This window comes from Streptomyces albus subsp. albus (assembly GCF_000719865.1).
Classification (GTDB): Bacteria; Actinomycetota; Actinomycetes; order Streptomycetales; family Streptomycetaceae; genus Streptomyces; species Streptomyces albus_E.
The window spans coordinates 100,294-110,506 of sequence record NZ_JOID01000021.1 but is presented as its reverse complement, the minus strand read 5'-3'; the positions used below and the strand labels follow the sequence as shown (position 1 = coordinate 110,506).

Below are 10,213 nucleotides of genomic sequence, written 5' to 3'. Positions count from 1 at the left end.
CACCAACGCCGTGATCTTGTTCGCGGCCGTGCGCTCCGCCTCCCAGAACGCCGCGACCGTGGCCGTCACCTCGGACTGGAGCGCGTTGTGCTCATCGATTTTGTCGCCGTCGTACTTCCACTCGTCATCACCCTCCACACTCGCCACGAACGCGGCAGCCTCGGTCTTGAGCCGCTGCAGCTTCGCCGCGAGAGGACGCACCTCGGCGGCATACTCGTCCAGCGCCGACTTGACCTTCTCCAAGTCGTCCGCGAACTCATCCGCCCTGTCCTGCACGGGCTTGGTGGAGGCGAACAGCGCCTCCGCCTCCGGAGCGGTATAGAACGCCGACAGGCCCTGGAACTGGGTGTGGACACCCTTACCCGTCTCGCGGATGTTGTCCGCGTCATTCCCCAGACCGGTGGTGTCCTTCTCCAACTGCTCCAGATTTCCGGTGAACTGGGGTATCGCCTCAGGCTTGATCATGTCCGCTCTCCCCCGTCATGCCCTGGCCGACCCGCGTGCCGCCGTCCGCCTGAACGACCGTGGCGGCGACCGCGATCCGCCCGCGCGGCGGAGCAGCAGCCGGCCTCCCGGCCGTCCGCCACGCACAACACGCTCCCCCGCGCCTGACTTACGTTCAGGTATACCAACCGGCTCGTCGCAAGCCAACGTCATGTCAGACGCCTTTCGAGCCATGACCGGTTCCCGGAGCCCGGACAGGCGAGGAGAGGCCACCCCCTCGCCCTTCACCCTCAACGAGCAGGGCTCAGCCCGTCCCCACAGCCAGTGAGGCGGCGGCCCCGAGGCTGAGTTCGCCGACGCGGACCGCCGTCCCCGTGCGGAGGGAGCGGTTGGCGGCCGGGCCCCGGGCTGCCGGTCGACCCGAGCCGTCGGCACGGGCGACGCTCCCGGCGGCAATCGGTTGACCGAGGACACCGCAGGCGAGCTGGGCCGCATCCTGCGGTACTGGGCCGGGAACCTCCACCACTACGCCCTGCGGCCCGGCGACGGCTCGCCGGTCTACGACTCCGAGTACCGGGAGGTCGGGCAGTGGCGCATGGTCGCGCCGGCCCAGGAGCGAACCGTCGGGCCGGGCTCCCCGGGCGGGCCGCTTGAGCCCGCCGGGGCCGACCGCTCAACCGAGGGCGGCGAGACCCCGGCGAACCGCGGTCGCCGTCTCGTCGAGCAGCCGGCGTTCGCGCACCTGCCAGTCCGCCTCGATACGGAACGGATCTCCCGCGAAGCGGGGAAAGACGTGCAGATGGACGTGGAAGACCTCTTGGAAGGCCGCTTCCCCGTCGGCGAGGAAGAGATTGACCCCCTCGCAGCGCAGTCCGGAGAGCCGCAGCCCCCGGCCGAGGCGATGGGCCGCCCGCCATACCCGCGCGCCAACCTCTTCCGGCAGGTCCTCCAGCCCTTCGGCGTGGGACTTCGGTACGACCAGGAGATGCCCCGGGGTGACGGGCTGGAGATCCATGAAGGCCAGCACCCAGTCGTCCTCGTACACGACGCTCGCGTCGGCCCGGCCCTCCGCGATCGCGCAGAACACACACCCGTCACCCGGCACCTCGACCACCCCGCCCCGCTTCCGACGCACTCGTCCGGCCGCCCACGACATCAGACGCTCGCCTCACCGGGCCAGCGGTTTTCGCCGTCGCCCCGTGACCGGCTCCGTCTTCGGCCGGTGGACCGGACACGGACACTGAGCCCTTTCCGGCCTCACTCCGCACCGCCGACCAGGGGCGACACCCGTTGTCCCCCAGTCGGCGGGCTCCGGCAACAGCCGGAAGGAGTCTCGCTGTCGGCCCTTGCTGCTATTGATGAGCCGTGACCGCATTCCGTGACTTCAACTTCAAGCTCCTTGTCGTCGAGAAGCTCATGTACTGGGACAAGACGCTCACGCCGCCCTTCAGCATGCGGGAGCACATGCGGGCGCGCGGTGTCGAGGACCTTCATACCTACGTCGAGGAGCACGGGTTGGAGTACACCGTCCTCGACGAGGCGCGCGCCTACTTCGAGGCGCTGGAGATCCCGGCCGGGCTGCTCGCCACCGTGGAGGAGCTGACGTTCGACGGCGGCCACCAGGTCTTCATGGAGTGCGCACCGGTCTGGGACGGCGAGGACGACCTCTTCGACGTGCGCAGCCTCGACGATCTCGATCTGCTGCCCAACCTCAAGCTCTTCACCGGGGCGGAGATGCTGGAACTCATGGTCCCCGGCGGGCTGGAGATCCTGACGGCCCGGGGTATCGCCGTGCGCTAGCTGTAATGACCCATGGGCCCCCCAACCCGCGGCAGCAACAGCAGCCGCCGCGGGTTGGGTGACAACGCCTCTCAGTTCGTGGTCACGTTGCGGCGCCTGTTGTGGATCAGAAGAGCCAGTCCGCCGAGCACGAGGACTCCTCCGGCCGCGGCCGGCCACAGGGTCGCGCCGGTGTTGGCCAGACCTCCCGCGGCCGCTCGCGGCTGAGGCTGTGCCTGCTCGGACGGGGTCTCCTCGCCGCCGGTCGCTGCCCCGGCCCCTGCCTCTGCCTCTGCCTCTGCGGAGTTGGTCGCCCCCGACTTCGCTGCGACGCCGCCGGCATCGTCCGATGCCTCGGCCGCCTGCGTGGGAGTGGCCACGTCACGGGGTTCGGCCGAGGAGGGCGGGGTCTGCCGGCCGTCGGCGGCGCCGGGCCCGTCGGCCTGATCCTTGTCGGTGGACGAGTCCTCGGGAGCCGGCTCCGGTTCGTCCCGCGGCTCCTCCGGCTTCTGGGGCTCCTCCGGCTTCTGGGGCTTCTGGGGCTCCTCCGGCTCTGCCGGCTCCTCGGGCTTCTGCGGCTCCTGCGGCTGCTCAGGCTTCTGGGGCTCTTCCGGCTGCTCCGGCTTCTGGGGCTCCTGCGGCTCCACCGGCTGCTGGGGCTCCTGCGGCTGCTCGCCGGCGCTGGCGCCGCACTGCCGCCCGGCGTTGACGCAGTCGACGACCTCGTCCATCAGGTCTTCGTCCATGACGTTGATGAAGTCGTCGTGATCGGTGATCGGCTTGTGCAGCTGCTCCGGGAAGCCGTCCACCGCGTACGGATTCTTCACCCGGCCGTTCTCGACGACCGGCGCCGGTACGTCGTACACCAGGCGCATCGTCAGCTGGGGGATCGCCTTGAAGCCGTTCCGGCAGTTGCCGTCGGCGTCGGCGAAGTCCACGTGCGCGCGATGGTTGGCGCTGTCGATGTTCTGGCCGTCCCAGCAGCTCTGGAAGGCGAACGACCGGACCACGCTGCTGCCCTGCGGGCAGACCGGGTACTTGTCCGTCAGCTGCACCTTGTCCTCGAAACCGGTGCAGCTCCAGTGGGCGTTGGCGTTCGCCGTGCCGTTGGTGAAGGCCTTGGCGTCACCGGTGATGATCCGCAGGAACTTCGGCATCGCCACGACCTTGCCCGTCGGGCTGCCGACGTACTTGATCTCGGCCTGGTCGGCCGCCAGGATCCTGCCGACGTTGCCCTCCAGGCCGCCGCCCTGCTGCCCGGCGTCGAACTCCTGCGTGCCGTCCTGCACGCGCAGGACCGGCCAGTAGTACGAGGACTTGTCGTCCTGCTCCGAGCAGCTGGTGTCGGCCTTCACCAGACTGTCGTTGTCGGCGAAGGCGTCGACGTCCTGGTTGCCCACGTAGTCATGGAGGTGGTGGGCACCGTTGGCCACGCCGGGCGCGACGATCACGTTGTCGGTGTTGAACACCTTGTTCTCGTTGACGCCGCAGTCGACGGTGAACGTACCGGTCGAGGCGTCGCCGGTCTCCCGGGGCTTCGCCTGGACGTTCGGCTGGACCTTCGTGATGTCGACGAAGTCCTCGGCGACCGGCCCGGCCGCGCCGTTGCCGTTGTCGTCCGGCTGTCCGCCGGCCTGGCCGTCGTCGTCCTGTCCGGTGCCGGGGGCGGCGGTCCCGGCCTCGCCGCTGCCGTTGTCGCCGTCCTGGCCGCCGTCGTTCTCCCCCGCCTGGGCGGGGGCGATTTCGGTACAGGCGGCGAGGCCGTCCAGCGATGCCGGGGGCGTGGCGCCCGCCTGCTTCAGAGCGTTCCCGATCTCGCCGATGACCGCGGCGCGCTGTTCGCTCAAGGGCTTCAGGATCGTGTCCCGGACGTGGTTCACGTCCTGCGCCTGCTCCTGGCGGGTCGAGGTCAGCCGGTCGTACGCCTCGGTGATCTGCTGGTCGAGTTTCGCCAGCGCCTTGTCGACGTCCGCGCGCGCCGCGTCCGGCACGTCCGTGAGCTGCTGCCCGACGTCCGGGCAGGAGATCGTGGCCGCCCCCGGGTCGCCGCCGCTCTGCCCCTGGACCCGGGAGCCGCCCGAGTCGCCTCCCGTCGCGGAGGCGACGGCGTTCACGGCCACCAGCCCTCCTCCGCCCAGTATCAGCGCGAACGCTGCGAAGGTGCTGCGCCGTGCGCCCGTGGGGCGTCTGCGCTTGTTGCGTCTCACGGATGTACTCCTACGCGTCGTGACCGGCCGGCGTGATGCTGTGCTTCCTGTACGGAGCGGAGACCGGCGGTGTTCAAACGCGCGCGGATTCACGGCGGGCCTCGTACGAGACGGAGTTCGGGGGACCGCGGAGCCGGGGCCGGGGCGGGCTTCCGGCAAGCGACGGGGGCGGAAGGTGCCCGGGCCAGGTCGCTCCCGGGCAACATCCGGAGTCCGCCGCACCCGGTGGCCCGGGTCCGCTCTTGCGCCCGGGGCCCGATGAGGCACCTCACCGGGCCCCCGACGGGGCAGCGCTCAGGCCGTGGAGCGGGCGGGCCCGAACTCGCCGGTCCGGACGGGCGTTCCGGTCATGCGCGTGTGGCGCGCGCGGTGGAGGTTCTCGTCGACGATGGAGCGGTCGGCCGGTCCCTCACGCGTCAGAGCGGGGCGAGGCGGGCCTTGAGGAGGCAGAACGCGTTGCCCTCCGGGTCGGCCAGGACGTGCCAGCCCTCGTCCCCCGTCTGGCCGACGTCGGCCGGGCGCGCACCGAGCTTCAGCAGGCGTTCGAGTTCGGCGTCCTGGTCGCGGTCGGTGGCGTTGACGTCGATGTGCAGCCGGGGCGTGCCGTTCTCCGGCTCGTCCCTGCGGCTGAGGATGATCGTCGGCTGCGGGCCGCCGAACCCCTCGCGCGGCCCGATCTCCAGCATCTCGTTGCCCTCACGGTCGAGCACGACGAAATCCAGGACCTCGCACCAGAACCGCGCCAGCGCCTCCGGATCGCGGCATTCGAGCACGAGTTCACTGATACGGCATGCCATGAACGAAACCCACTCTCGGCTCGGGGAAACCGCCGGGCAGACCGCACGTGACCGCAGGGGCTGCCGGCAGGCGGACAACCCGGCGACCGTACCGAACGAGGCGAGCACGGGCGACGTGATTTTCGCGGTTCGGCCTCCGCACCGGCGGCCAACCCACTCCCCTGTGCGGCCGTTCCTGCACGCCTTCTTTCGAAGGCCGGTCGCGATGGTGCGGTCGGGCCCGGTGGCGACGAACGGGTTGAGGGCCGGCGAAGGCCGGGCACGGGCACGAAGGGCTTCCTGTCCCCGCCGCGTCACGATGGGCCGGCGCGAACTCCGGTCTCCTTCCTGTTCCGCCGAGCCGGTTACTCCTTCTCCTTCTCGCCCTTGCGGTCCGTGCGCCGGCCAGGAGCCGGACCGGAGGTGAGGAGCCTGGTGACGGCGCCGTTGCCGGCCGAGCTCTGCAGGGAACGCATCCGCGCGACGACCGCGTCACCGGCCGACCGCTGCACGGCCGAGTCCGATGCCGTCCCGCTGCTCCGGCCACCGACGGACGGGGCTGTTTCGGCTCCCGCCGCGAACGCGGCGCCATCGGCCGCCGCCGTCCGTTCGGAGCCCTGGTCCGGACTGGTCACGGTGACCCCGGCGCCGTTGTCGTTCCCCGTCTCGCGCACGCCTCTCAGATTCTTGTCGACGTGCCCGAGTTCGTGACCGATGACCTCCCTGTCGGCGGCCGCCCCCGGGCCCAGGAAGACCTGGGTCCCCACCGTCATCGCCCGGGCGCCCAGTGCTTCGGTCGCGCGCTGCGCGACAGGGTCGTCATGGATGCGGGCCGCGGAGAAGTTGTTCTGGTAGAAGGCGTCCGCCTCGGCCTGCAGTGCCCCGGGAAGCGGCCGGCCCGGCGAGGAGGACACGGCGGACTGCAACAGAGCGCTCTGCGTGGCCGGATCGGCGCCACCGACGCCTTCGTGGCCGCAGCCGGCGCCGTGAGTGTGCTGGTCCTGGTCCTCGGCGCGGGCGACGGCCCCGGGACCCGCCAAGCGCTGGATCAGCGTGATCTCCGCGGAGGTCAGCGGGCCGCGCGCCGGCGTGCCGCGGCCGGGGGGTGCTTGACGTGGACTCCGCGCGCCGGCGGCGTCCCTGTCCGACTGGTCCGACCGCGAGCGCATGCGTTCCACCTTCGTTCGCCGGGATGAAGCTGTTGCACCCTTCATCACGGCACACGCGGTGCCGCGGCGCAAGAGACGGCCGCGTGCGCACACGGGCAGATCCGGATGCCCCGAAGGGCGGTGCGGTGAGCCCCGGCCGGGTTCCGCGCTTCCGCCGTCGCACCGCCGGCGCGGTATCCCGGTCATGTACCCGGCGGGCGGCTTCGGGCCGGCGAGCGCGCCGGGGCGCCTCGTTGCTCCGCGTCAGGACGGGGCGAGGACGCAGAACGCGTGGCCTTCCGGGTCGGCCAGGCACGTCCACGGAACGTCGCCCTGGCCGAGGTCGAGGTCGGTGGCGCCGAGGGCCCGGAGCCGGGCCACGTCCGCCTCCTTGTCGTCACCGGGGTACGGCTGCAGGTCGAGATGGACCCGGTCCGGCACGGTCTTCGCGCCGGGCGTGCGGAGGAACTCCAGGTACGGGCCGACGCCCTTGGCGGAGCGGAACACCGCCTGATCGCCGGTCACCTCGCACAGGGTCCAGTCCGTCGCCTCACCCCAGAACCGGGCCATGGCCGGCGGGTCCGCGCAGTCGACCACGACCGCGGCGACCGGCCCGGTGTCCCGGTAGACCTCCCGGGGCTCCAGCACGCAGAACTCGTTGCCCTCCGGGTCGGTGAGGACCGTCCACGGCACGTCGCCCTGGCCGACGTCGGCGGGCGTCGCCCCGAGCGCCTTGAGCCGCTCGACCAACTCGGCCTGGTGGGCGGCGGAGGTGGTGGCGAGATCGAGGTGCAGGCGGTTCTTCGCCGTCGTCTTGGGTTCCGGGACGGGAACGACGTCGATGCCGAGGGCGGCCGGGTCCGGCCAGGCGAGGCCGTCGACGGATCCGTCACCGGGTTGGCCGGCGGGTCCGACGTAGGTGGTCACGCCGGGGCTGTGAGCGGTCCAGCCGAGCGCCTCCGCCCAGAACCGGCCGACCGCCGGGGCGTCAACCGCCTTGATGTTCACCTGCACGGGTCGCAGTGCCATGCCGGCGATCCTAGGCGCGCGCTCGGCCATCGCGTCCGCAGCCGAAGGCCCGGGGGCGCCGATCCGGTCGCGCCCTGCCCGTCGCACTACCGCTTGTCCCCCTCGGCGACTCGGTACGGTGTGCGGGTCGCACCGATCGGAACGGTGCGGCGGTGCTCAAGGGAGGGGGCCGGGCAACGATGGAGGCGGCGGACGTCCCGCGTGCGGTCGGCGCGGCCAGGTCGATCGCCTCGTCTCTCGGTCTGACGACCGACGACGCGATCGTTCTTCACGACTCCAACAAGCTCACGCTGCGTCTGCTGCCCTGCGACGTCCTGGCCCGGGTGGCACCCGCGGCGCGGCAGGTCGCCCGGTTCGAGATCGATCTCGCCCAGCGGCTCGCCGCATCCGGATGCCCTGTGGCTGTTCCCGATCCACGGGTGGAGCCCCGCGTCCACGAGCGTGACGGCTTCGTGGTCACACTCTGGTCCTACTACGAGCCCGTGACACCTCATGAGATCTCACCAGCCGCCTACGCCACGGCACTTGAGCGGCTGCACGCCGGTATGCGCGGGCTCGATGTGCCGGCGCCGCACTACACGGATCGAGTCGAGCAGGCTCAGCGGCTCGTGGCGGACCGGAACCGGACTCCGGCGCTCGCCGACGCGGACCGGGAGCTGCTCGGCGACACGCTCCGGCGCCTGAGACGGGTGATCGTCGAGCGTGGCGGCGCCGAGCAGTTGCTGCACGGCGAGCCGCACCCGGGCAACGTCCTCACCACGGAGAACGGGCTGCTGTTCGTCGACTTCGAGACGTGTTGCCGTGGCCCCGTCGCATTCGACCTCGCCCATGCGCCCGAGGAAGTCGGCGAGCACTATCCGGGTGTGGACCAGGACATGCTGCGCGAGTGCCGGATCCTCGTACTGACGATGATCACGGCGTGGCGCTGGGACCGGGACGACCAGCTCCCGGACGGGAGCCGGCTGGGCACGGAGTGGCTCGGCAGGATCCGGGCGGCACTCGATCGCGACGGCCCGGATGTGTTTGGCTGATGGCCTGCGTTCACGGCCGCGGCCGACCCGCTGTTCGTCGTGTCGGCGGAGCCGGCCACGTCGGCGACCGACGGGTGGACGGGCCCGCGACGCCTCTGATGGAGGCGGTTCCCCGGGTCGAGAACGTGGCTGCCAGGAGATTCGTCCGCCTGTCGGCTCACCCGCCCTGTCGCTTGCCGGGCCGGAGGGGCAGGCGGGCCACATGGAGGAGTCGAGTCGAGTTGTTGCGTTGTGAAGCGGTCGGCAAGCGTTACGGCGGAGGACTGTGGGTCCTCCGCGACGTGGACCTGCAGGTCCCGCCCGGCGACGTCCTCGCGGTGGTGGGCCACAACGGTTCGGGGAAGTCGACCCTGCTGAGAATCCTCGCGGGGCTGTCCCGGCCGACCTCCGGGAGCGTGTCGGGCCGGCCACCGCGCATCGGTTACGTCCCGGACCGCTTCACCGCCCACGACCGCATCCCGGCGATCTCCTATCTCACCCACATGGGGCGTGTCCGGGGCATGTCGGCACCAGCCGCCAGCGCCCGCGGCCGTCACCTGCTGGAGCGGCTGCACCTGGTGGGCGGGCGGAACGCGCCGCTGCGCACCCTGTCGAAGGGCAACGCGCAGAAGGTGGCGCTCGCCCAGGCCCTGCTCGTCCAGCCCGACTTGCTGGTCCTCGACGAACCCTGGTCGGGTCTCGACGCCTCGGCCCACGGCGTTCTCACCGAGGTCATCGGTGAAGTGGCCGCACAGGGCGGGGCGGTGGTGTTCACCGACCACCGCGAGGCGATCACGGAGTCGCACGCCGACGGCGTCTACGTCATCAGCGACGGCCGGGTCACCCGGCGCGACGGCCGGCAGACCGGAAGCCGTGCCCCGATGGTGGAGGTGGTCCTGACCGCGCCGCCCACCGGCGTCATGCCGGACGAGGTGGACTGGTCCGCGTTGCCGGGTGTGGTGGACACCTCCCGGAGCGGCGGGGAGGTCGTGCTGCGGGTCGCGCGGGAGCACTCGGACGCCGTCCTGCTGACGGCGCTGCGGCACCGGTGGTCGGTGGTCGGCCTGGCCGGGGCCGCGGACGGTCCCGGTTCCCGGGTCGACGCGAAGAGGACCGCGCTGTGATCGCCCTGGTCCGCTACCAGTCCACGGTGCTGCTGCTCTCCCAGCGCTACCTCGCGCCGCTGCTCCTGTTCCTGGGCTTGGTCACCGTGCTGACCAGCAACGACACCGGCCCGCTCACCGCGACCTACGCCGCCGTGGCCGTGGCCGTGTTGCTGTGCTCGGCCTGGCTGACCATGGCCCTGATCGCTCTCGAGGACCAGCCGCACCGCTCGATCGTCGTCGTCAGCGCCGGCAGCCATCTGCGCGTCCTGCTCGCGACGGTCGCGACAGCCGCGGTGTGGTGCCTGCTGCTCACGGCTGCCGGGCTGGTGCTGCCGCTGCTGCTCGGGACCCACACCGCCGGCCCCGAGGACCTGCTGCTGGGGACCATGGCCCAACTCACCTGCGCCTTCACCGGTACGGCCATCGGTCTGGTCTGCTCACGGCTGGTCTTCCACCGCCAGGGCTACGCGCTTGTCCTCGCCCTGGTGCTCCTGCTGTCGGTTCTGCTGGGCAAGGGCGTCTCCCCGGTCAACATCATGCTCACCCATCTGCAGAACGCGCCGGACTCGGCCGCCGCCGTGGCGCCCACGGGCGTCCTGCTCGCCGTCGCCGCGGGCTTGCTGGCGACCGCGGTCGCTGCCACCCGGGCGATCACCCGCAGAAGGGCCTGAGCCCCCGCGGGTGTGCCGGCGCCGGCCGGCCCGAGCGGCCCGC

9 protein-coding genes and 1 pseudogene are annotated in these 10,213 nt (G+C 71.7%); 4 read left to right on the top strand and 6 right to left on the bottom strand.

Going from position 1 to position 10,213, the window contains the following annotated elements; genetic code table 11:
- Both IF83_RS0121955 and IF83_RS0121950 read right to left on the bottom strand, forming a co-directional pair.
- Positions 1 to 465 (bottom strand): annotated as a pseudogene (locus tag IF83_RS0121955) (hypothetical protein); the annotation flags it as partial.
- Between the two features lie 652 nt (positions 466 to 1,117).
- Complete coding sequence (locus IF83_RS0121950) at positions 1,118 to 1,549, bottom strand: HIT family protein (protein ID WP_030546759.1); 432 nt, start codon at positions 1,547 to 1,549, stop codon at positions 1,118 to 1,120.
- Positions 1,550 to 1,809: 260 nt separating this feature from the next.
- On the opposite strand from IF83_RS0121950, the gene IF83_RS0121945 reads away from it, so the two are divergent.
- Positions 1,810 to 2,244, top strand: coding sequence for a DUF6892 domain-containing protein (locus IF83_RS0121945; protein WP_030546757.1), 435 nt, complete (start codon positions 1,810 to 1,812; stop codon positions 2,242 to 2,244).
- A 71-nt stretch (positions 2,245 to 2,315) separates the two neighbouring features.
- Here the strand turns inward: IF83_RS0121945 and IF83_RS30545 are convergent, their stop codons facing one another.
- The 4 genes from IF83_RS30545 to IF83_RS0121925 form a co-directional block, all read right to left on the bottom strand.
- The gene (locus IF83_RS30545) at positions 2,316 to 4,430 is read right to left on the bottom strand and encodes a DUF1996 domain-containing protein (protein ID WP_037680772.1); all 2,115 of its coding nucleotides are present in this window, start codon (positions 4,428 to 4,430) and stop codon (positions 2,316 to 2,318) included.
- A 416-nt stretch (positions 4,431 to 4,846) separates the two neighbouring features.
- Positions 4,847 to 5,227: a VOC family protein gene (locus IF83_RS0121935; protein WP_030546754.1), complete on the bottom strand. Its 381-nt coding sequence runs from the start codon at positions 5,225 to 5,227 to the stop codon at positions 4,847 to 4,849.
- Between the two features lie 344 nt (positions 5,228 to 5,571).
- Entirely contained in the window at positions 5,572 to 6,375 is an 804-nt protein-coding gene (locus IF83_RS0121930; protein ID WP_078843723.1) for an eCIS core domain-containing protein, read from the bottom strand.
- Between the two features lie 243 nt (positions 6,376 to 6,618).
- On the bottom strand, positions 6,619 to 7,383 hold the full coding sequence (locus IF83_RS0121925) for a VOC family protein (RefSeq protein WP_030546750.1): 765 nt from the start codon (positions 7,381 to 7,383) through the stop codon (positions 6,619 to 6,621).
- Positions 7,384 to 7,562: 179 nt separating this feature from the next.
- On the opposite strand from IF83_RS0121925, the gene IF83_RS0121920 reads away from it, so the two are divergent.
- The 3 genes from IF83_RS0121920 to IF83_RS0121910 all read left to right on the top strand — a co-directional run bounded on the left by IF83_RS0121920 (position 7,563) and on the right by IF83_RS0121910 (position 10,170).
- Complete coding sequence (locus IF83_RS0121920; protein ID WP_030546748.1) at positions 7,563 to 8,414, top strand: phosphotransferase enzyme family protein; 852 nt, start codon at positions 7,563 to 7,565, stop codon at positions 8,412 to 8,414.
- Between the two features lie 224 nt (positions 8,415 to 8,638).
- Positions 8,639 to 9,517 carry an ABC transporter ATP-binding protein gene (locus tag IF83_RS0121915; RefSeq protein ID WP_051723096.1) on the top strand — a complete coding sequence of 293 codons (879 nt, stop codon included), beginning with the start codon at positions 8,639 to 8,641 and terminating at the stop codon, positions 9,515 to 9,517.
- Positions 9,514 to 10,170 (top strand): hypothetical protein, encoded by a 657-nt coding sequence (locus IF83_RS0121910; protein ID WP_030546745.1) that lies wholly within the window; start codon positions 9,514 to 9,516, stop codon positions 10,168 to 10,170. Before IF83_RS0121915 ends, IF83_RS0121910 begins: the two co-directional genes overlap by 4 nt.
- Positions 10,171 to 10,213 lie beyond the last annotated feature (43 nt).

Coding starts and splice junctions, on each gene's coding strand:
- IF83_RS0121935 (WP_030546754.1), bottom strand. CDS start 5,227: ATGGCATGCCGTATCAGTGAACTCGTGCTCGAATGCCGCGATCCGGAG.
- IF83_RS0121930 (WP_078843723.1), bottom strand. CDS start 6,375: ATGCGCTCGCGGTCGGACCAGTCGGACAGGGACGCCGCCGGCGCGCGG.
- IF83_RS0121925 (WP_030546750.1), bottom strand. CDS start 7,383: ATGGCACTGCGACCCGTGCAGGTGAACATCAAGGCGGTTGACGCCCCG.
- IF83_RS0121920 (WP_030546748.1), top strand. CDS start 7,563: ATGGAGGCGGCGGACGTCCCGCGTGCGGTCGGCGCGGCCAGGTCGATC.